The 21,312-nt window shown below is 58.5% G+C and carries 13 protein-coding genes; 11 read left to right on the forward strand and 2 right to left on the reverse strand.

Translation table 11 applies throughout. The features are described from left to right. Positions 1–6 precede the first annotated feature (6 nt). Complete coding sequence (locus tag VB780_RS27935) at positions 7–5,952, reverse strand: GAF domain-containing protein (RefSeq protein WP_323354467.1); 5,946 nt, start codon at positions 5,950–5,952, stop codon at positions 7–9. Between the two features lie 375 nt (positions 5,953–6,327). On the opposite strand from VB780_RS27935, the gene VB780_RS27940 reads away from it, so the two are divergent. Genes VB780_RS27940 through VB780_RS27950 form a run of 3 tightly spaced genes read left to right on the forward strand, consistent with a single transcriptional unit; the run spans position 6,328 to position 9,865 of the window. Then, positions 6,328–7,365, forward strand: a complete 1,038-nt coding sequence (locus VB780_RS27940; protein ID WP_323354468.1) for a glycosyltransferase family A protein — start codon at positions 6,328–6,330, stop codon at positions 7,363–7,365. Next, positions 7,350–8,276 carry a glycosyltransferase gene (locus tag VB780_RS27945; protein WP_323354469.1) on the forward strand — a complete coding sequence of 309 codons (927 nt, stop codon included), beginning with the start codon at positions 7,350–7,352 and terminating at the stop codon, positions 8,274–8,276. Before VB780_RS27940 ends, VB780_RS27945 begins: the two co-directional genes overlap by 16 nt. 2 nt (positions 8,277–8,278) lie before the next feature. Next, entirely contained in the window at positions 8,279–9,865 is a 1,587-nt protein-coding gene (locus tag VB780_RS27950) for a glycosyltransferase (protein ID WP_323354470.1), read from the forward strand. Positions 9,866–9,871: 6 nt separating this feature from the next. Here VB780_RS27950 and VB780_RS27955 read toward each other — a convergent pair whose 3' ends face one another. After that, complete coding sequence (locus VB780_RS27955) at positions 9,872–10,297, reverse strand: bacteriohemerythrin (protein WP_323354471.1); 426 nt, start codon at positions 10,295–10,297, stop codon at positions 9,872–9,874. Between the two features lie 223 nt (positions 10,298–10,520). On the opposite strand from VB780_RS27955, the gene VB780_RS27960 reads away from it, so the two are divergent. The 8 genes from VB780_RS27960 (at position 10,521) to VB780_RS27995 (ending at position 21,284) form a co-directional block, all read left to right on the forward strand. Then, positions 10,521–11,912, forward strand: coding sequence for a glycosyltransferase (locus VB780_RS27960; RefSeq protein WP_323354472.1), 1,392 nt, complete (start codon positions 10,521–10,523; stop codon positions 11,910–11,912). Between the two features lie 235 nt (positions 11,913–12,147). Further along, entirely contained in the window at positions 12,148–13,662 is a 1,515-nt protein-coding gene (locus VB780_RS27965) for a hypothetical protein (protein ID WP_323354473.1), read from the forward strand. Positions 13,663–13,772: 110 nt separating this feature from the next. Further along, the gene (locus VB780_RS27970; protein ID WP_323354474.1) at positions 13,773–15,011 is read left to right on the forward strand and encodes a glycosyltransferase family 4 protein; all 1,239 of its coding nucleotides are present in this window, start codon (positions 13,773–13,775) and stop codon (positions 15,009–15,011) included. A 321-nt stretch (positions 15,012–15,332) separates the two neighbouring features. After that, positions 15,333–16,430 carry a response regulator gene (locus VB780_RS27975; protein ID WP_323354475.1) on the forward strand — a complete coding sequence of 366 codons (1,098 nt, stop codon included), beginning with the start codon at positions 15,333–15,335 and terminating at the stop codon, positions 16,428–16,430. Between the two features lie 362 nt (positions 16,431–16,792). Then, positions 16,793–17,836 (forward strand): MraY family glycosyltransferase, encoded by a 1,044-nt coding sequence (locus VB780_RS27980; protein WP_323354476.1) that lies wholly within the window; start codon positions 16,793–16,795, stop codon positions 17,834–17,836. 40 nt (positions 17,837–17,876) lie between these two features. Then, positions 17,877–19,049: a glycosyltransferase gene (locus VB780_RS27985; protein WP_323354477.1), complete on the forward strand. Its 1,173-nt coding sequence runs from the start codon at positions 17,877–17,879 to the stop codon at positions 19,047–19,049. Between the two features lie 121 nt (positions 19,050–19,170). After that, entirely contained in the window at positions 19,171–20,415 is a 1,245-nt protein-coding gene (locus tag VB780_RS27990; RefSeq protein ID WP_323354478.1) for a glycosyltransferase, read from the forward strand. A 65-nt stretch (positions 20,416–20,480) separates the two neighbouring features. Continuing rightward, positions 20,481–21,284 carry a glycosyltransferase family 2 protein gene (locus VB780_RS27995; protein WP_323354479.1) on the forward strand — a complete coding sequence of 268 codons (804 nt, stop codon included), beginning with the start codon at positions 20,481–20,483 and terminating at the stop codon, positions 21,282–21,284. Positions 21,285–21,312: the final 28 nt, after the last annotated feature.

Here is a 21,312-nt window from a genome sequence, read left to right on the forward strand (position 1 = left end):
TAGGGATTAAGCGGTGAGTAACATGTGGATTCTTTCGATCAGTTGCTTCAGGCTGACTGGCTTAGCCAAATAGTCAGTAGCACCCGCCGCTATGCAGCGATCGCGATCGCCGGGCATGGCCAAAGCAGTCAGGGCAATCACGGGTACATTAGCCAGCTTGGGAACACGGCGCAGATGGCCGATCGCCTCCAGGCCATCCATCTTTGGCATTTGGATATCCATCAGAATCAGGTCGGGGATTCGCTGCTGAGCCTGATCAATAGCTTCCTGGCCGTTGTAGGCAATTTCAACCCGATAGCCCTTGGCCTGCAAATAGCTCACCAAGGTGCTAATGTTGGCTTCATTGTCTTCGGCCAGCAAAATTAGCGGTGCGGTGGCGGGAGCAATCGCCGCCGTCGGTGAGGCAGTCTCAGAGGCGACGGCCAAAGGCGGGGGTGGAGTCGGGGGCAACGGGATCACCGCTCCATAGGGAAGATCAACGGTAAAACAACTGCCCACCCCGACGTCACTGGTGAGGCTTACCTGCCCTCCATGGAGCTCCACAATGCGCTTGACCAGGGCCAGGCCCAACCCGGTGCCCTGGTACTGGCGGTTGAGGGCACTATCCACTTGGACAAAGGGCTGAAACAGGCGCTGCATGTTTTTAGGGGTGATGCCGATGCCGGTGTCGATCACCGCAAAGCGTAGGTAAGACATCTCTGGGCAGATCTGGGAGGGGGGTAGGAGGCTGACATCAAGAGTGACCTGCCCCCCCTCAGGGGTGAATTTCACCGCATTGCTAAGCAGATTAATCAGCACCTGTCGCATCCGCCGCTCATCCAAGGCGATCGCTGGCAGGTTAGGGGGCAGATTAACGGCGAGTCGAAGACCTTGCTTGAGGGCGGGTTGCTTAATAAAGGCGAGACTAGATTGACATAGAGGGGCGATCGCCGTGGGGTGGCAGTCTAGCTCCAGCTGACCGGCTTCAATCTTGGCCACATCCAGAACATCGTTAATCAGCTCTAGAAGGTGCGAACCGCTGCGCTCCACGGTTTTTAGCGCCTTTAGTTGTGGGGCATTGACCGGGCCAAACACGTCCTCCTCTTGCAGCATCTCTGTCATGCCCAGAATCGCGTTCAGGGGGGTGCGGAGTTCGTGGCTCATATTGGCCAAAAATTCATCCTTGAGGCGGGTGGCCCGCATCAGTTCCCCATTCGTGAGGGTTAGCTGCGCCTGGGCCTGCTGCCGCTCTTGCAATTCCTGTTGCAGTTGTTCAAATAGACTGGCCTGCTGAATAGCGATCGCTAGCTGGTTGGCAATCTGCTGCAACAGCTGAGCCTCGTCTTGATGCCAGACTCGGTTTGTACGGCAGGCATGAACCACTAGCACTCCCCACAGTTTATTGCTGCCTTCAGGAGGTGCCCAGCGATGGGCTTCGGTGTCGCGTAGTTCTTGGAGAATGGGGGCGACAATTTTGGACTGAATTTGCCCGGCATGAGAATAGTCCACCAAACAGTTAGTCCAAACGTCATCCATCACATCGGGCACAATTCGGGGTTGCCCTTGCCAATAGTGTTCGAGGATGTCCTGAGACCAGGTTTCATCCTCCCAATGCAGGGCTTTAAGCCGAGGCAGATCGGGGGCGACGGCTTCTTCGACGATGTGGCTGTGGCCGTCGTGACAGACCTGAAACACAATCACTCGATCGCTGTGCAAAAGCTCCTGCACCTGCTGGGTGGCGATCGCCAAAATTTCTGGCAGATCCAAGGACTGCCGAATCTGCTGCAGAATTAGCTCTAGGGCCGTTTGCTGCCGCAGTTGCTGGGTGATGGTGGCCTCCGCCCGCTGGCGTTCCTGCAACTCGGTCTGGAGTTGCTCATAGAGAATGGCCTGCTGAATAGCAATGGCTAGCTGGTTGGCCAATTGGTGCCCCAGGTCAATTTCAGACTGGTGCCAATGGCGGGGCGCATCGCATTGATGGATGCACAGCAGCCCCCATAATTCGTTGTTGCAGAGCAACGGCATCACCAAATTGGCCCGCACCTGAAACTGGGCCAGAATGTCGGTATGGCAAGGCGTGAGACCATTGTGGTAGATGTCGTCTACTGCGTGGTAGCGCCCTTGGGCATAGAGGTTGGTGTAGTTTTCGCCAAAGCAGTGGTCATGGATGCGGATGGCCACCGCCGAGGGAAACCCATGTACCACCGACTCCGCTACAAATTCACCATCGTCGTAGCCAGAGTCAGGGTAAAACTTGAAAATACCCACCCGGTCGGCCTGGAGGCAGGTGCGAATTTCGTCACAGGCAGTATTAAAGATGGTCTGAAGGTCGAGGGATTCCCGAATGCGCTGGGTGATTTCCCGCAAGACAGTTTCTCGATCAGCCTGTTGGCGAATAATCTCTTCACTGCGTTTGCGCTCAGTAACATCTTCAGCAATACCGGCCAGACGATAAATCTGGCCCTGGGCATTGCGGATGGGAAAGGCCCGATCGTGAATCCAGCGCTGGGTGCCATCGGGGCGAATAATCCGATATTCTTCGTCGAAGGTGCCCTGGATTTGTTTCGGAATAGCCGCTAACACTTGCTCCCGGTCGTCAACATGGATCATTTCAACCCAGGCATCGGGGGTGACGTAGAGTTCGGTGCAGGGGCGGCCCCAAATCCGCTCGTAAGCGGGGCTGACGTAGACCCGATCAGTGCGATTGAGATGCAAGATCCAAAAGACGGCATCGACCACTTCGGCGAGTTGGCGGAACTTTTCTTCGCTTTCTCGCAGGGCATCTTCCGACTGCTTGCGATCGCTAATATCAGTCAGGGTGCCCACGTACCCAAGCCTTTCTCCGTTGGTGGCGGTTTCGAGCAGCATCTGACAGTAGTACCAGACAATACTGCCGTCATCCCGCAAAATTCGGGCTTCATGTTGAAACGGTATTACCGCACCGGCCTGCAACCATTGCTGGGTTGCAATCTGGCTACGCTCCCGATCGTCGGGATGAATGGTTTCTAACCAGCGATCGCCTAGGGCAAACGCGATCGGTTTCCCGGTCATTTCGCACCAGCGCTCGTTGACGTAGGTGCAGTGCCCTTCGAGATCGAAGCGAAAGATGGCCACAGGTACCGCCTGAGCCAGCATGGCATAGCGCCGTTCGCTCTCCCGCAGGGCTGCTTCTGCCTGTTTGCGTTCAGCGTCTAGCTGTGCCCTTTCGCTGTTATCCTGGCAGACACAAATTAGCAGGTTATCTGCTGAGAGTGTCAGCGACAACTGCTCTGGAAAGGTTGTGCCATCCTTACGAGTAGCCGTGACTTCACCTTGCCAAGATTTTTGTGCTAACAAAACTGGAAATATTTCCCGCTCGAGTCGCTTTAGCTCCTCAGGGGAATACAACGTCCGCCAACTTTGGCCAATCAGTTCCTCTGCCTGCTCATAGCCAAACATCTTGACATGGGAGGAGTTGAGATACAGGTAACGCTCATTTTCAAGAATAGCAATGCCATTGACTGCGGCTTCGATCGCGGCTAACTGGCGCTGCAAGGCAATTTCGGCATTTTTACGTTCGGTAATATCCTGATAGGTTCCCAGAACACCCACCACCTCCCCCGCCAGATTACGGAGTGGTAATTTGTTGGTTTCCAACCAGATTGTCGTCCCATCCTGCTGGTGCTGAGGTTCGATGATGGCGAGTTTCGCCTCGCCGTTCTCCATAACGATGCGATCGTCGGTTCGATAGGCTTCCGCCTCGGTGGCCCCCCAGGGCATCTCAAAATCGGTTTTGCCCACCAACTCCGAGGAAAAACTAAGCCCCGCATCCTGGAGAAAGAGCCGGTTTGCCCCCAGGTAAGTGGAGGCTCGATCTTTCCAAAAAACCGAGAGGGGTACTGTATCCAACACCGTTTGCAGAAACTGCTGGGATTCTTGCAGTTCTTCTGTACGTTTGCCAACTCGTTCTTCCAAGTCGGCATTCAGTTGCTCTAGGGCTTGCGCCGTTAACAGTCGCTCGAGTTCAGCCCCTGCCCGGGCAGCAAAAATAGAGAGCAGGGTTTGTGCCCAATGCGGGTCAGCTAAGGGAGCATCATGGAAAATGCAGAGATTACCAATAGGCTCACCCGCAGCATTCTGTAGCCTAACCCCTAGATAGCTGTCTACCTGTAGGTCAGTAAACAGGGCATTGTCAGGGTAGAGCGCGTGAATATCTGCAGGATGACAACAACTTCCTGTTTGGAGTGACTGATGACAACAGGGAACTAAGTCGTAGGGTAGAAATGCTGGGGGACGAAGTTTACCATCAGCAAAAAATGCCAGAAGTTGAAGCCCTTCTGGCGTTGCTTGTGAAACCGAAACATACCGAGTACGTAGCGCTTCAGAAATGTGGCGCACCAAAGCAGAGAAAAAGGCTTCACCAGTGAAGGTGGCAGTGCCCTCAATCACCTGACGGAGAGAGTCTTCGGCGCGATCGCGCCGGATTTCGGCTTCTTGCTGCTGTGTAACGTCCTGCACCGTACCCCTCGAGATCAGGGAGGAGCCGTCGGCACTGCAGGTGGTTTCACACTGCTCGCGCACATACTTTATTCGACCATCGGCCATTTGCAGGCGATGGACCAAGCTGAAAGGCTGGCGATCGCGCAGATGGTCTGCATAGGCATCATCAACGAGGGTGCGATCGTCGGGATGGACTAAATCCAGAAAGGCTTCGTAGGAGGCCCCAAATTGTTGCGGATCGATCTCGTAGAGGCGAAATACTTCCTCTGACCAGTAGAGGGTGTTGTGCTGGAGATCCAGTTCCCAGTTGCCGATATGAGCAATGCGCTGGGCTTCCTGCAACCGTTCTGTACTCTGGCGCAGTTGCCGCTCTGCTTGCTGACGCTCGTGCAATTCGGACTGCAACTGTTCATGGGTGGAGGCTTGATTGAGGGCGATCGCCAACTGCATAGAGAGCGATCGCACAAAGTCAATTTCCGCTGGTTGCCAGTCGCGGGGCTGTGCTTCGGTCACATTCAGCAGGCCCCATAGCTCGTCTCCACAGAGCAGGGGCATCAAAATTTTGGCCCGGATCTGGAGCCGAGTCAGCATGTCACGGTGGCAATCAGCCATTTCGGTGGCGTAAATATCGGGCACCACCCGAATGCGCCCCTGGCGATAGGCCTCTGCTTGGTTTTTCAGAAAGCAGGTGTCGGCAATGCGCTCGCCAATAAAAGAGCGGTCGGCATCGGTAGACTCCGCCACCACCACGGCGGCCCACTCGGGCTCAAATCGCCAGATGCTGACGTGATCGCAGCCCAAAATTTGCCGCACCTGGTGCACTGTGGTGTCTAAAATCACCTGGACATCTAGGGAGGCCAAGATTTGTGAGGCTAATCCAGCCATCAGGCGATCGCGCTCCGCCTGTACCTGAACTATTTGGGTGCGCTCTGCCACCTGCCGCTCCAGCTCCGCCGCCCGGTTTTCTAGCAGGGCCACACGCTCTGTCTCCAGGCGCGTCACCTTTTTCTCTAGCACCTTCGTCAGGGTGCAGTACTCTAGTGGGCTAAAGGCTTGCTGTAGACTCTCGTGGGTGACCAGACCCGCCAGGCGATCTTGCTCGTCTACGAGCGGCAGGTGGCGAAGGTGGTGCCGTTGCAGCAGCTCGATCGTGCTAATCAGATCGGTGAGGTCAGATGGACGGCGGGTGATCACCGGCTGGGTCATGGCCTCGGCCACCGACAGCTGATCGAGAGGCCGCTGCTGGGCATTGAGGCGGACTACATCTCGCTCGGTCAAGAGGCCCACCACCTGGTCGTTGTCCACCACCACCACACAGCTAGAGTGAGCCTCTGGGTGTAGGCTACCCTCGGAGGTGTGGTCGCGGTCAATCGGACAAAGGGTGCGAACGCCGCTCATCAGGGCGATCGCGTCCATCACCGAGCTATCTGGCCCGATAGTCAGGGGATCGTGAATAATGGCAACCGTAAGAGCAGCGGGCCTGAAGGTAGCCATGGGCCTAGCCCGCCTTAACGATACACATACCAATCCTATCCATTGCCCGGCCTCCTCAATCGACTAAGTCCTTTGCTCAGAGTGCCCACCCATCCCCCGTATCCCCAGGCAAATGCTTCTGGGTAACAAACACGACTTGGAAAGTTAATCGACGGAATGTGGGTTTCAGCGCCCAGTCCATCGGCTCAAACCCCTATTCTTTCGTTCTGAAAATAGCTAGCTAACCTTCTAAGTCGTGTCTGCAAGCTCTAGGGCAACTCTACCCTGACCCTGATCGCCCGATCTTATACATTGGCATCAGCGTTCGCATACCTGTTCACTAACCCAGGGAAACCACAGTAAATACAGTTCACCCTTTCCCTGGGTTGCATAGGTATGAAACCCCTTGTTTCAATTCTGATTCCCTGTCACAATGCCGCCCCCTGGCTAGCAGAAACGCTGGAGTCGGCTCTGGGCCAGACCTGGCCCAACACTGAAGTGATTTTGATTGACGACGGCTCCACCGACGATAGCCTGATCGTCGCCAGCCAGTTCGACCATCCCCAGCTGCGCATTATTGCCCAGCGCAACCAGGGTGCCGCCGCCACCCGCAACCTGGCGCTGGATCTGGCCCAGGGGGAGGTGATTCAGTTTCTCGATGCTGACGATGTGCTGGCCCCTAACAAGATCGAGCAGCAGATGGCGCTGCTAGAGCAGCATCCCGACTGCCTAATTTCTGGAGCCTGGGGCAGATTTCACCGCCATCCCCAAGAAGCCAACTTTACCCCCGAGCCCCTCTGGCGGAATCTGGCCCCGGTAGACTGGCTGGTGTGCGCCTGGTCGGGCCACTGGATGATGCCGCCTGCCGCCTGGCTAGTGCCGCGATCGCTGATTCAAGCTGCTGGCCCCTGGCAGTCATCCCTCTCGCTGAACGACGATGGGGAATACTTCGCCCGTGTCATCTTGGCGAGCCAGGGCATCCGCTTTTGCTCGGCGGCCCGCAGCTACTACCGCTCGGGCAACCGCAACAGCCTCAGCGGGCGCAAAACTGTAGCGGCCTGGGCCTCTCAGTATCGGGCCTTGGCACTGCAAAGCCAGCACTTGTTAGCGGCTGAAGACAGCGATCGTACCCGCCAAGTCTGCGCCAACCTGATGCAGCGCTTTATCTACGAAGTCTTTCCCGCCGTGCCCTCGCTGCGTAACCTGGCCGCCAAGCAGGTGCACCGGCTGGGGGGGGCGACCGAAAAGCCCATGGGAGGGCCACTCTTTCAGCTGATGGCCCGGCTGGTGGGATGGCGGCGAGCCCACCATGTCCAGCTATTTCTGCACCAGTGGGGCTATCGCCGCCTAGCTCTGGGGCGAGTGCTGCCGGAGGGCGATCGCGCCGCCGGGTTGTCCCTTGAGGAGGAGCGCCCCCAATGGCAAGAATCTTGATTTTGATTGGCGGTCACCTCTGCACCGCGCCCCGGCCCCAAAAAGAGGCCGATACCCTGGCCGCCGCTGGCCACGAGGTGATGGTGGCGGGGGTCTGGTTTGATGCCGAGCTGGCCGAGCGGGACAATGTACTCCTGGCCGAGAAAGCCTGGACCTTTTACCCGGCGTTAGATTTTCGTCCAGGGCAGCGCGATCGCATCGGGGTGCGCCTCCAGGCGACAGTGGCTCGACGGCTCTACCGGCGGCTAAAGATCAAAACGCCAGCTCTGCTGGGCTACGGAGGCCGCCGGCTGCTGCGACTGGCTCAGACCATTAATGCCGATCTCACCATCGTCCATTCTGAGGCAGGGCTGTGGGTGGGGCAACGGCTGATGCGGCAGGGCTACTCAGTCGGCGTCGATTTTGAAGACTGGTTTTCCCAAGACCTGTTGCCCTCGGCCCGTCAGGCTCGCCCGACCGCCTGGATTGCTGAGCTAGAAGCGGCTTTGCTGCGGGGATGCTCCTACCGGTTAGTCCCCTCCCAGGCCATGGCCGAGGCGATCGCTGCCCACTACCGCGTCACCCAGCCGACAGTGGTGTACAACGTTTTCCCGCAAACGAAGACTGAGCAACCCCAGGCCCGTGCCCATCGCAACCTGCGACTGCACTGGTTTTCTCAAACCATTGGGCCAGGGCGGGGGCTAGAGCTGCTGTTTGAGGCGCTGCCCTATCTGACTCAGCCGGTGGATGTGCACCTGCGCGGCACCTGCGCGCCTGCGAACCAGGCTTGGCTAGCCCACCAGATTCCGCTGGGATGGGCCAACCACGTCCACATTCATCCCACCGTGCCCAATGGCGAGCTGCCCGCCCGTATCGCCGAAAACGACGTTGGTCTAGCCCTAGAGCAGACCGCCCCCCCAGCCGTAACCTGACGGTGACCAACAAGCTGTTTCAGTACCTCCAGGCCGGGCTGGCGGTGATTGCCACCGACACCGCCGGGCAGCGCGAAGTATTTCGGCAGACCCCGGCGATCGGGCATCTGGTGGCAGCAGGAAACGGACAAGCCCTGGCCGCCGCCATTGAAGATCTAGCCTGCCACCCAGCCCACCTTCAGGCGGCGAAAGCAGCCGCCCGCCATGCAGCCCAGTCGTGCTTTAGCTGGGAGCTAGAAGCGAAAACGCTGCTGGCTGCTGCTGAGACAGCGTTGACTGCGGCCCATTCTGGCGTCCACAGATCAGAACGAGTTCAGCCCTGCGATCAAGGCCGTTGGCCGAATCGTGAGATGCCTCAGACATGGGATACGCCAGCGGTGCGTTACGGCCTAGCTGAAGCGAGCCTGTCATCGGCCCGATTGATCTTAGGCCTAACAGCACCCTACGGTTTGCCTTTGTTCTTCACCCTCTCCATAGGGAAGTTGCTCCGATGTCGATACCCCTTCACCCCTTCACTTCATTCCCTCAAACCCATGAACATCCTCCTCACCGCTGACCCCGAACTCCCCGTACCGCCCACCCTCTATGGGGGCATTGAACGCATCATCGACCTATTAATCGAGGGCCTGCGGCAGCGGGGCCACCGGGTTGCTCTGGTAGCCCATCGCGACTCTACCTGTGCGGTGGATGCCTTTTACCCCTGGCCGGGGCTGAGTTCGCAGTCTGCTAGGGACACACTACGCAACACAGCGGCCCTTTGGCAGGCGGTACAGCAGTTTCAGCCAGATGTGCTGCACAGCTTTTCGCGGTTGCAGTACCTGCTGCCGCTGCTGCCGACGGCGTTACCCAAGGTAATGTCGTACCAGCGTCAGCCTACCGGGCGCACCGTGGGTCTGGCGGCGAAGCTGGCGGGCAACAGCCTCACCTTTACCGGCTGTAGTGAGCACATTTGTCGTCAGGGACGGCCTGCCGGGGGGCAGTGGCACCCGATTCATAACTGTGTGCAGCTGGAGAAATTCACCTTTCAACCCCAGGTGGCCGACGATGCGCCGCTGGTGTTTCTCAGTCGGCTAGACCCTATTAAGGGGGCGCATAATGCGATCGCTGCCGCCCAGCAAGCCCACCGCCGTCTGCTGATTGCCGGCAACCGCATCGACACCCCGGCAGGCAACGCCTACTGGGACAGCCAAATTGCGCCCCACCTGGGCAGAGACGGCATCGAGTACGTTGGCCCCGTAGATGACCGCCAAAAAAACGAGCTGCTGGGGCAGGCGGCGGCTATGGTGGTGCCCATCGAGTGGGATGAGCCCTTTGGCATTGTCTTTGCCGAAGCCCTGGCCTGCGGCACGCCGGTGATTTCTACCCCCAGGGGCTCTCTGCCAGAAATCGTGCGGCCTGGGGTAGACGGCTTTTTAGTGAACTCTGTTGAGGCGGCGGTGGAAGCGATCGCCCAACTCCCCACCCTCCAGCGCCGCGACTGCCGCCAGCGGGTGATCCACCAGTTCTCGGCTGAGGCCATCGTTGGCCAGTACGAGGCGCTTTACCGGCGGCAATGCCGGTCTGAGGCCCCGGCCATCGTGACGGCCTAGCTGGATTCAACCGCCTACCATCGCTACCGCCGATCGCTCCTGTAAAAAGCGAATCATCTGCTGATCTTCGCCGCGAATGTGATGCACCATCCAGTCGGCCAGCACCTGAGTCACCTCAGCGGGCAGCTCATCAAGACTGTGATCGGGCTTCTCTAGCAGGGCCTGCACCTTGTTGACCAAGGCCCGGTGGGTTTTGAAATGAACCTCAAAATTGGGATAGTCGTGCTGAATCATCAGGGCTTCTTCGAGATCGAAGTGGGCGATCGCCAGGGCCGCAAATTCTGTGAGCTGAGCCCTAATAGCCGCATTGTCCTGGGGTTCAGCCTGGGTCATCGCATAGAGTTGATTGACCTGAGTAAACAAGTCGCGATGCTGTTGGTCAATGGTGTCATGTCCGGTGCGGTATTCGTCCCGCCACAGTGCAACTGTCATAGCAAGCTGTCCTTCAGCGCTGGCCCTAATCGATCAAAAAATTGGTGGTCAAAAATATCAGTTTCGCTACCGTAGCCTAATCGCTGCGCTAGCGAATTGAAGCGATAACTTCTGTCACAAATATTTTGAAAGCTAGACCCAGGCGCAATGGGTGGACGGCATCGCAACCGCGATCGCAAACAGGCGATCGCCATGGTGAAAATAACTCCACCAGGGTTCTCCCATGACGTTTGCGCTCAACCCCTTACCCCAGCCTCAGCCCAGCCCAGTCAACCACCGTTCTGCGCCCCTGCCCCGTCGCCGGGTACTGATTGTCAGCCCCCACTTTCCGCCCGTCAATGCCCCCGATCACCAGCGCGTTCGCACCGCTCTGCCCTACCTGGCGGAGTTTGGCTGGGAGGCTGAGGTTCTGACCATCAACCCGGCGACAGTTCCCCATCCCCAAGATCCCCTGCTCAGCCAGGCGCTACCAGCCGGGCTGCCCGTCCATGCAACAGCCGCATTGCCAAAGCGGGTGACTCAGTTGGTGGGCTTGGGCAATGTAGGCTGGCGCGGGCTGCCCTACCTGGCTCAGGCCGGTAACCGGCTGCTGGCGCAACAGTCCTTTGACCTGGTTTTCTTTTCCACCACCATTTTCCCGGTGATGATTTTAGGCCCCTACTGGCGGCAGCGGTTTGGGGTGCCCTTTGCGGTCGATTTTCAAGACCCCTGGCGCGTGAATTCCGCCCCCGCTGGCCAACAGCGCCCCGGCGGTCGGCTCAAATATGCCTTCGACAAATCCCTGGCGGCATTTTGGGAACCCAGGGTCATGCGGCGGGTCAGCCAGGTGGTGTCGGTGTCTCCGGCCTACCCTGAGGTCTTGCAGCAGCGCTATCCCTGGCTTCAGGCAGACCAGTTTGCGGTGTTGCCTTTTGGGGCGCCAGAAGCTGACTTTGAACAACTCCCCAATCTGCCTCTGAAGCAAACCCATTTTGACACCCAGGATGGTCGCCAGCACTGGGTTTATGTGGGCCGGGGCGGGCCGGATATGGCGCTGGCGCTACGGGGCCTGTTTAGGGGATTGGCGGCGTTGCGATCGCGCTATCCCAATCTAACCACCGTGCTGCACCTCCATTTCATCGGCACCAGCTACGCCCCGCCCGAGCTGGCTACAAAAACCATTGAACCTATTGCGATCGCCTGCGGCGTAGCCGATCTCGTCACCGAGCATCCCCAGCGGGTGCCCTACTTTGAGGCCCAAAAGCTGCTGACCGACAGCGATGCCGTTCTGCTGATTGGCTCCGCTGACTCCAGCTACACCGCCTCTAAGCTCTACCCGGCGGTGCTGGCGAAAAAGCCCATCCTGGCTATTTTTCACGCCGATAGTTCCGTCGTAGATATTTTGCGGCAGACCCAGGCGGGTCAAGCCGTCACCTTTGATGGGCAGACCTCGCCCCAGCAACTGGCGCAGCAGCTGATCGCCCCCCTACAAACCCTGTTGGCGCACCCCAGGCACACCCCGCCCGCCACCGACTGGGGCGCGTTTGCCCCCTACACCGCCCAGGCGATGACTAAAGCTCTCTGCCAGGTTTTCGATCGCGCTGTCCAGACTCCCTCCCAGCCCGCCGAGGAGTGAACCCTTGGGGCCACCCCAAAGGACTGTGCTAACCAACTTCTCACAAGCCTGGAGCTGATGGTGGGCAGTGCCCACCCTACGGCGTATCAAGGTTTCGGGCGATCGAAAATGCCTGTGTTACTGCCATTCATTTATGGATGATTCGGGCCGCGAAAGATTCTCCGCAAGGGCGCAGGGCCTGCGCCCTTACCCCACCCGTCCACCCTCCTCACCCCCTCACCCCCTCACTCCTCCCATGTCCCCCTCCCCACCTAAAACCGAAACCATGACCCTGCTCTTCTGGGCTGGAATGGCAGCGCTGCTGTTCTCTAACCTGGATAAGCTGCGGCAGGTGCCCCAATCGACCGCCATTGGGGCGCTGCTGATTGGGGTGGCCTGCATGTACCCGGTGTATTTGTGGTGCGCTGGGCGGGTGCAGGGGCTGCCGGTGTTTCCGTTTTTCTCGATGACCTACCTGTGGACCTTTTGCCTGCCCCTGCTGAGCGGCAACCTGAATGTCTGGTCTTACAGCCCAGAGGCTCACCTGAGGGCGGCGTTGACCACGGTGCTGTTTTTGGTCAGCGGCACGGTGGTCTGGCTACAAATTGTCAGCACGCCCCAGACGATCAAAAAGCCCTTTCGCGCCCTCAAGACCAACACCGCCGATAACGTGTTCATCTCCATGGTGGCGGCGGGGGCTTTTTTGAATATGTACGTGGTAGGCGGCTGGAGCGGCATTCCCGACAAGCTGTTCACCATTGTGCGGGGCATCATTTTGGGGCTGAGCTTTCTGGGAATTTTTGTGCTGGCCTACCGGGCCGGGCAAAATTCTATGCCCCGCGCCAAGCAATACATTTTCTTTATTTCGCTGGTGGCCAACATCGTCACGGCGGCGGCGGGGCTCATTTTAAAAACTTCCCTAACGCTGTTTTTGCTATCGGTGATGGCCTACGTGATTGGGGGCAAAAAGCTACCCATGCTGGGGCTATTGATGGGGATTTTTCTGCTGCTGCCCCTACACCACGGCAAACACGAAATGCGCCACAAGTATTGGGAAGGCCCTACGGCTCACTATGTGCAGCCCTGGCAATACCCGGCCTGGTTTCAGGAGTGGTGGGGCTATGCCCAGGCCAACAAGAACCACGTGCCCCAGCGGTGGGAAAAAGTGGAGGAAAAAGAGTCGTTCGTGGAGCGCTCCAGCGTGATCCACATGCTGATGATGGCTCAAGCAAAAATTCCCGAGCCCTTTTCGTATTTAGAGGGTAAGACCTACGCCATCATTCCGGGGCTGATTGTGCCCAGGGTGCTCAACCCCAACAAGCTGCGCAGCCACGAGGGCACCCACATGCTCAATGTGCATGTGCAACGCCAGACCTACGAACAAACGCTAAAGACCACGATCGCCTGGGGGTTACTACCAGAGGCCTACGCTAATTTCGGCTACTTCGGCTGTGCCCTGGTCGGCGGCATTCTCGGCGCTTGCTACGGCTCTATTACCCTGGCGGCCATCGGTACCCCACCCTTCTCAGCCCGGATGATGTTTTGCGTGCTGGTGATGAGTCTCGCCCTGGCCTCGACCGAGTGGACGGCGGGGGTCTATGCAGCAACGCTGTTTCAGTCATCGGTGCCGATTGTGGGCATTAAGTACGCGTTTATGAAAATCTATCGACCCCGGATCTTGCCGCGATCGCCAGAGTTAACCGCCTCGGGGCAGCCTCCCTATCCCCACCTAGTACAACCCAAACCGAGGGTTGGCTCTCCGTCGAACTGACGGTGTGTGGATGGGGCGATCGCCCCGCCTCACCCATCCACCGACCCAAAACCAAAACCAACCGTTTGACCGGCTCACTACAAGTCCAAAATTCCCAATCGGTATCTCCCATGCTGCGCCTCGCCATCGTCACCTCTCACCCAATTCAGTACTACGCACCCTGGTTTCGCCACTTGACTGCCGCTACCGACCTGACCCTGCGGGTATTTTACCTGTGGGATTTTGGCATCACTGCCCAGGCCGATCGCCAGTTTAAGCAGGCCATCCAGTGGGATATTCCGCTGCTGGAGGGCTATGACTACGAGTTTGTGCCCAACACCAGTCGTCAGCCCGGCACAAGTCATTTCTGGGGATTGCAAAATCCTACCCTGATGACTCAGGTGCGAGCATTTCAGCCCGATGCGGTGCTGATGATGAACTACAACTACGCCAGCCTCTACCGATTTTTGGGCACTTGGCGAGACACACCCCTGCTGTTTCGCGGCGACTCCCATCGGCTGGTGCCTGAAACTGGCTTAAAAGCAACCCTAAAGCGCCAGTGGATTACTCAAATTTACCGACGCTTTGATGCCTGTCTATACGTGGGGCAGGCCAATCGCGACTATTTTCGCTGTCACGGGGTTAAGGATGAACGGCTGTTTTTCTCACCCCACGCGATCGATAACGATCGCTTTATTGGTCAGGCCAATACGGCCCAGCAAGAGGCGAAGATCTGGAAGCAAGAATTGGGCATTCCCGCCGATCACCAGGTGGTTTTATTCGCCGGAAAACTGATTTCTAAAAAACGACCGTTGGATCTGCTACAGGCTTTTTTGCGGGCTAATTTACCCCAAATTTCTCTCTTATTTGTCGGCTCTGGCGAATTGGAAGCCGCTGTGAGAGAACAGGCCCAAGACTCCGGCAATCGCCACATCTATTTTGCCCCGTTTCAAAACCAGAGCCAGATGCCCCGCACCTATGCCGCCGGGGATGTGATGGTGCTGCCCAGCCACGGGACTGGCGAAACCTGGGGGCTGGCGGTCAACGAGGCAATGTGCCTGGGCAGACCGGTGATCGCCAGTGACCATGTCGGCTGTGCGGCAGATTTGGTCAAACCCGAGCAAACCGGGCTAATTTTTCCGGCAGGAGACGTTGACGCGCTGGCGCAATGTCTGCGACGGGCTTTGGGCCAGCGCCGAGGTGTGGAGGGCGATCGCAGCCCGCTGTGCCAGTGGGGCCAGGCCGGGCAAGCACACATCAGCCACTATAGTTACGATCAGGCCACAGAAGGGTTGGTGGATGCCTTATTAAGGTTACTACCACCTGCTCAAGGGAGTACCTCGCAACCTTCCCTAGCGTTGGCTAGATAGCCCAAGACATGGGAATCTGACGAAGATCAACACAGGACGCTATCTGGCTCGCCATTTCACCCAAGATAATGATGTCTTCGCTAGTCTTAATCAAAGGAGCGAGGAATGTAACACAATCGCATCAATCGTTATAGTTACAAAGGAGAACTTACCAGTAACATTTGGGTATTTCTAGTAAGTCGCAGCGCATTAGGCGCATGGGTTAACCATGAATACCGCCTTGGATATTGGTGATGGGAGCTACCCCAGAGACGGGTGAAATAGACCCCGCCGCTAAACCCAGCTGGCCTATCGCCATCCTCTCCTACCTTGTCTGTAGTCATGATGCAGCCCGCTCTAATTTTGGTCGTTGACGATGACCCCACCAACTTTGAGGTCATTGAGGCCCTTTTATCGGGTCAAGACTACCGACTGCACTACATCAATAGTGGGGATGGGGCGATCGCCATCCTAGAGCACCTAGAACCCGACCTAATCTTGCTCGACGTGATGATGCCCGGCCTAGATGGCTTTGAGGTCTGTCGCCGCATCAAAGCCATGCCTATGGGAGCCACAATCCCCATCATTATGGTGACGGCCCTCAGCGAAAAACGGGATCTGGCCCGCGGCTTTAGTGCCGGGGCTAACGATTTTATCAGTAAGCCCATCAGCAGCATAGAGTTGCTGGCCAGAGCGCGATCGATGCTGCTGTTGCGCGAACAGTACAAGCAGCTGCAAGGCTTTAATACCCGCCTAGAGGCCACGGTGCAGATGCGTACAGCCCAGCTTCGAGCCCTCTCGATCAAACTGCTGGAGGCCCAGGAGACCGAGCGCCGATTTCTGGCCCACGAGCTCCACGACGAAGTAGGTCATGCGCTCACCGCCATCAAGCTCAACCTGCACCGATTAGAGCGGATCATGTCCACTCAGGCGAGCGAGCCGCTGGCAGACTGCTTAGCCCTGGTGGATGGCACGCTGCAGCAGGTGCGGAACATCTCCCTAGACCTGCGACCTTCAATGCTGGATGACCTAGGACTGGTGCCCACCCTGCGCTGGTACATCAACCGCCACGCTAAGCGCACCGGTCTGCGAGAAACCCTGACCTGTGACGCACTGGCGCAAAGGTTGCCGACGGCCACGGAAACGGCCTGTTTTCGCATTGTGCAGGAGGCTCTGACCAACATTGCCCGCCACGCCCAGGCCCAAATGGTATCCGTTACCCTAAGGCAGGCTAACCACACGCTGCACCTAACCATTCAGGACGACGGAGTTGGCTTTGATCAAACCAACCTGAGCCAAGCCAGAGCCAAAGGCACCAGCCTGGGAATCTTGGGAATGGAAGAACGAGGCACGTTGATCGGCGGACAGTTAAGCATTGCTTCAACGCCGGGACAAGGCACTCGCATTGCGCTGCGAGTGCCCCTAGCGGCACCGGTCTAGCCGAATAGCCCAGCCTGAAAGCCATCTAGATCCCCAGCCAAATTGGCAAGGGTTATACAGCACGGCCAGATAGCTCAGGATGAGGGAATCTGACAACGCCACCGAGGACGCGATTGGGCTCGCGATCGCCCACCGAGGAGAACTGCCATCGCTGGGTTTAACCGCAGTAGCGATAACTCAATTTAAACCCTAACTTCCCCTGTCTTTCTTAAAAAGGCGGGGGTTTTTAATTATCAGAAACGTCTGCAAACAGACGTTGGGATGTCATACATTGACGCCTATTATCCCTAACGCGATCGCAAACTGAGCCCGCCCAAACTAAGAACTATCAAATCTCTTCACGATATTTCTTAGTAACACCAATGTTTCCACTACTAGTTCCAGGGGCGGCAGCCCTAATCACAGTGGGGCTGACCCCGCTACTGCAAAGAATTGGGCTGAAAATGGGCTGTGTTGACCAGCCCAATGCCCGCAAAATTCACCAGCAACCCATTGTTCGCATCGGCGGCGTGGCCATTTTTGCAGGGACGTTTCTAGCTTGGATGCTAGCGGGCCAAAGCGTCTCCACAGCGTCAGAACATTATTTGTTGTTAGGCATGGTGCTGGGTGGTCTGGGCTTTTTTGCCACCGGCTTGTTGGATGACCTATTTGATCTATCACCCTTTGTCCGACTGGGCATGCAGAGCGTGCTGTCTGTCGGGGTTTGGAGCCTGGGGATTCGGCTAGACGCGTTGCCCCTGCCCGGCCTGACCGATACGTTGCCCGCCTGGCTGAGTCTGCTGGTCACCTTTCTGTGGCTGGCGGGCATGGCCAACGCCATCAACTGGCTCGACGGCATGGATGGCCTGGCCGCAGGCACCGCCACCGTCGCGGCTGGAGTCTTGGCGGCTATGGGCTGGGCCGCGCATCCCGCGATCGCCCTGATGGCCCTGGGACTGGGCGGCGGCACCCTGGGTTTTCTTAAGCACAACGCCGCCCCGGCCCGCATTTTTATGGGGGATGGCGGCTCCTACTTCCTGGGTTTTGCGCTGGCGGCGATCGCAGCGGTAGGCCTGCCCAGCGATGGTTCATTCACTACGGCACTGCTGCCTTTCGCCGTGCTGCTGGTGCCCATTCTCGATATGACCCTGGTGATTGGAGCCCGGCTGAGCGATCGCAAGTCGCCCTTCTTCCCCGACCAGCGCCACATCCACCACCGCCTCATGCACGCCGATTTTCCTAAAGCCACGGTGGTCTGGTGCATCTACGGCCTCACCCTGCTGTCTGGACTGAGTGCCCTGGTGCTCATGCATAGCTCCTTCGGTTGGTGGCTGCTCGGTGCCGACCTAGCCCTCTTTAGCCTCACCATTCGCTCGCTCTGGCCCCAGCCGGTGGAACCTGCCATCTTGCCCACCGCCGGTCAGTGACCCCACTCATCCCCTCATCTCCCCATTTTCTTTCCTCACCATGCCAACCACCATCCACCTCTGGACCCCCGGCCTGTTCGATTTCAAAGGCGGTATTCAGACTTACTCCAGCTTTCTTTTAGAGGGGCTGCAAGCCGTTCTACCTGGGGCAACCCTCCGCGTGTTTACGCTGCACGACGCCCCAGCGACCCTACCGACAGTTTCCCCGGCTTCGGTCAGCTACCACACCACCGGCCATGTGCCCGCTCGCCTGCGAACGGCGGCCTTTGCGGCTCAGACCAGCCGGGCGGCCCTCAGCGATCGCCCCGACCTGATCATCACCACCCATGTCAACCTCACCCCGGTGGCCCACGCGCTAAAGCGGTGGGCAAACCTGCCCTACTGGGGAGTTGCCCACGGGTTTGAGGCCTGGGAGGTGGCCAAACCCCAGGTGCGGCGGGGCATGGCCGGGGCCGACAAAATCTTGTCGGTGAGCGGCTTTACCTGCGATCGCATCCGCCAGTCCCAAGCCCTCCAGAATCTGGGTATTTTGCCCAATACCTTCGATAGCCATCGGTTTCAGGTCGCCCCTAAGCCCCTGCATCTGCTGAAACGCTACGGCCTGCGCCCCGAGCAGCCGGTCATTCTCACCGTCAACCGGCTGGCGGCAGGGGAACCTTTCCATAGCTACGACCAAATTTTGGCGGCTCTGCCCACCATTCAAACCGCGCTGCCACAGGTGCACTACCTGATCGTTGGCAAAGGGGACGATCGCCCCCGCCTGGAGCGACTGATCGCCGATCGCCACCTGCAAGACTGCGTCACCCTGGCCGGATTTGTGGCCGACGAAGAACTACCCGACCACTATGCCCTCTGCGATGTCTTTGCTATGCCCAGCCAGCTAGAAGGCTTTGGCATCGTCTATCTGGAGGCGATGGCCTGCGGTAGACCGGTTTTGGCCGGGCTGGACGGCGGGCAAGACGCGCTCAAGCAGGGTGAACTGGGGGCGTTGGTTGACCCGGAGGATGTGGCAGCGATCGCCGACCACCTGGTGCAGATATTGACCGGCACCTACTCCAACCCGCTGATGTATCAACCCCAGGCGCTGCGGCAGCGGGCGATCGAAGCCTTTGGGCAGCAGGCCTTTCAGCGCTGTTTGGCAGCTCACCTGAGCGAACAGATTGTTCCCGGTATGGCGCGCCAGAACCAGGCCGATCAGCTGCGCCCTGCGTAACGGCGATATCTGGGGACTGAGTTCCCGGACGGAGCAGTCTAACTCAGTCGGTCCAGTCCTGCTGTTGGGTACCGCTGCGCTCTACCCAACCTACATTCCGCGCCTTCTCACCCCTTCACCTATGAAAATTCTCCATATCATCCCCTCCCTTTCCCCCCTGCGCGGTGGCCCTAGCCAGGCAATTTTAGAAATGGTGCAGGCTCAGCGGCAGCAGGGCATTGACGCGGCGATCGCCACCACCAACGACCACGGCGACGCCACTTTCCTCTCGCCTTACGGTCAGCTTGTTGAAAGCGGTAGCGTCCCAGAACTAGTGGGGCCATCTGTACCCATCTGGGTTTTTCCCCGGGTACTGTCGCAGGTGGCGGCGCTGCGGGAGTTTGCCGTGGCCCCTACCCTGGCTCCCTGGCTGTGGCAGCACGTTGCCGACTACGACCTGGTACATATCCACGCCATTTTTAACTACCCCACCACCCTGGGTATGGCGATAGCCAAAGCCAAAGGAATTCCCTACATCGTGCGTCCAATCGGCTCTCTGTGCCGCTGGTCTCTAGAGCAGGGCAAAGCCAAAAAACGGCTGTATCTGCAAACCCTGGGCCGACGGCTGCTGCGGGGCAGTGCCGCCCTGCACTTCACCACACCCCAAGAGCATCAGGAGGCGTTGGCGGCAGGCTTTGATGGGGCTAGCTTTACTTTGCCCCACGGGGTACAGCTGCCAGCTCCAATCACCACCGCTAGCTACCAGCTGCGCCAGCGCCTGTCTATTGACAATGACGCTCCCATTGTTCTGTTTCTCTCGCGCCTGCACCCCAAAAAAGGCCTTGAGCACTTGATTGATGCTGTAGCGACGCTAGGCGAGGAAAAATTCACCCTGGTGATTGCGGGCAGCGGCGACGCCGACTACGAAGCGGAGCTGGCCCAGCGCATCAAGCAAGCCGGGCTAGGACGGCGGGTTCGCCAAATTGGCTTTGTCATCGGCGACTGGAAGATCTGCCTGCTCCAGGGTGCCGACCTGTTTGTGCTGCCCTCCTATTCCGAGAACCTGGGCATTGCCCTGCTGGAGGCGATGGCGGCGGGGCTGCCCGTGGTGACCACACCGGAGGTGGCGATCGCCCCCCTGATCCAGCAGCACCAAACCGGCCTGGTCACGGCAGCCCATGCCCCGGCCCTGGCCACCGCCATTCAGCATTACTTGCATCACCCCGCGACGGCTCGCAAGCACGGCCAGCAGGGTCGTGCCCTGGTGGCAACCGAATTTAGCTGGCCCACCCAGGCCGCCCGCCTGCTAGAGCAGTACACCCAGCTCACCCAACCGTCAGTCGAGATCACGGCCAAAGCTACACAAGCCTCCTCTGCCCTCCGCTGATCACCCCCCCTTACTCCTTACCCCTTACTCCTTGACCCCATCACCCTATTACTTCATCAACCACCATGCTGACCACCACTCTCCCTACCCAAACCACTGACGCCATGCTGGCCTCCATAACGCCGGTCATTCTCACCTACAACGAGGCCGCCAATATTGGCCGCACCCTGCAACGCCTCACCTGGGCCGATCGCATTGTGGTGATTGACAGCTTCAGCACCGACGAAACCCTGGATATTCTCTCCGGCTATCCTCAGGTTGAGGTGTATCAGCGCCCGTTCGACACCCATGCCACCCAGTGGAACTATGGCCTTTCCCTGGTGGAAACCCCCTGGGTGCTGTCGCTAGATGCCGACTACTGCCTGAGTGATGACCTGGTGGATGAATTCACAACGCTGAATCCCAGCGGCGCAATCGATTGCTATACGATTCCCTTTCAGTACTGTGTGTTTGGTAAACCGCTGCGGGGCACGATTTTGCCGCCGCGTGCGGCCCTGTTTCGCTGCGATCGCGCCACCTACATCGACGATGGTCACACTCAGCTCTTGCAGTGCAACGGGGAGGTTGCCAGCCTCAGATCGCCCATTCTGCATGACGACCGCAAGTCGCTAAACCGCTGGCTGTGGGCGCAGGATCGCTACGCGCTGTTGGAGGTGCGAAAGCAGCTAGAGAGTCCGTCAGAGCAGCTGGGCTGGAGCGATCGCATCCGCCGCGTTCCCGGACTCTCGGCCCCGATCATCCTGGTCTACTGCCTCATTCTCAAGGGCGGCATTCTCGACGGCTGGGCAGGCTGGCACTACGCCTTTCAACGCATTGTCGCCGAGCTAATTCTGTCGATTCGGCTAATTGAGATGCGATCGTCTCAGTAGCTCGTACTGTGTGGGGGCATCGCAGTGC

The organism is Leptolyngbya sp. CCNP1308, assembly GCF_034932455.1.
Classification (GTDB): Bacteria; Cyanobacteriota; Cyanobacteriia; order Phormidesmidales; family Phormidesmidaceae; genus Nodosilinea.

What these genes read in the sequence shown, in the direction of transcription:
- VB780_RS27935 (WP_323354467.1), bottom strand. Translation starts at nt 5,952, where the DNA reads ATGGCTACCTTCAGGCCCGCTGCTCTTACGGTTGCCATTATTCACGAT.
- VB780_RS27940 (WP_323354468.1), top strand. Translation starts at nt 6,328, where the DNA reads ATGAAACCCCTTGTTTCAATTCTGATTCCCTGTCACAATGCCGCCCCC.
- VB780_RS27945 (WP_323354469.1), top strand. Translation starts at nt 7,350, where the DNA reads ATGGCAAGAATCTTGATTTTGATTGGCGGTCACCTCTGCACCGCGCCC.
- VB780_RS27955 (WP_323354471.1), bottom strand. Translation starts at nt 10,297, where the DNA reads ATGACAGTTGCACTGTGGCGGGACGAATACCGCACCGGACATGACACC.
- VB780_RS27960 (WP_323354472.1), top strand. Translation starts at nt 10,521, where the DNA reads ATGACGTTTGCGCTCAACCCCTTACCCCAGCCTCAGCCCAGCCCAGTC.
- VB780_RS27965 (WP_323354473.1), top strand. Translation starts at nt 12,148, where the DNA reads ATGTCCCCCTCCCCACCTAAAACCGAAACCATGACCCTGCTCTTCTGG.
- VB780_RS27970 (WP_323354474.1), top strand. Translation starts at nt 13,773, where the DNA reads ATGCTGCGCCTCGCCATCGTCACCTCTCACCCAATTCAGTACTACGCA.
- VB780_RS27975 (WP_323354475.1), top strand. Translation starts at nt 15,333, where the DNA reads ATGATGCAGCCCGCTCTAATTTTGGTCGTTGACGATGACCCCACCAAC.
- VB780_RS27980 (WP_323354476.1), top strand. Translation starts at nt 16,793, where the DNA reads ATGTTTCCACTACTAGTTCCAGGGGCGGCAGCCCTAATCACAGTGGGG.
- VB780_RS27985 (WP_323354477.1), top strand. Translation starts at nt 17,877, where the DNA reads ATGCCAACCACCATCCACCTCTGGACCCCCGGCCTGTTCGATTTCAAA.
- VB780_RS27990 (WP_323354478.1), top strand. Translation starts at nt 19,171, where the DNA reads ATGAAAATTCTCCATATCATCCCCTCCCTTTCCCCCCTGCGCGGTGGC.
- VB780_RS27995 (WP_323354479.1), top strand. Translation starts at nt 20,481, where the DNA reads ATGCTGACCACCACTCTCCCTACCCAAACCACTGACGCCATGCTGGCC.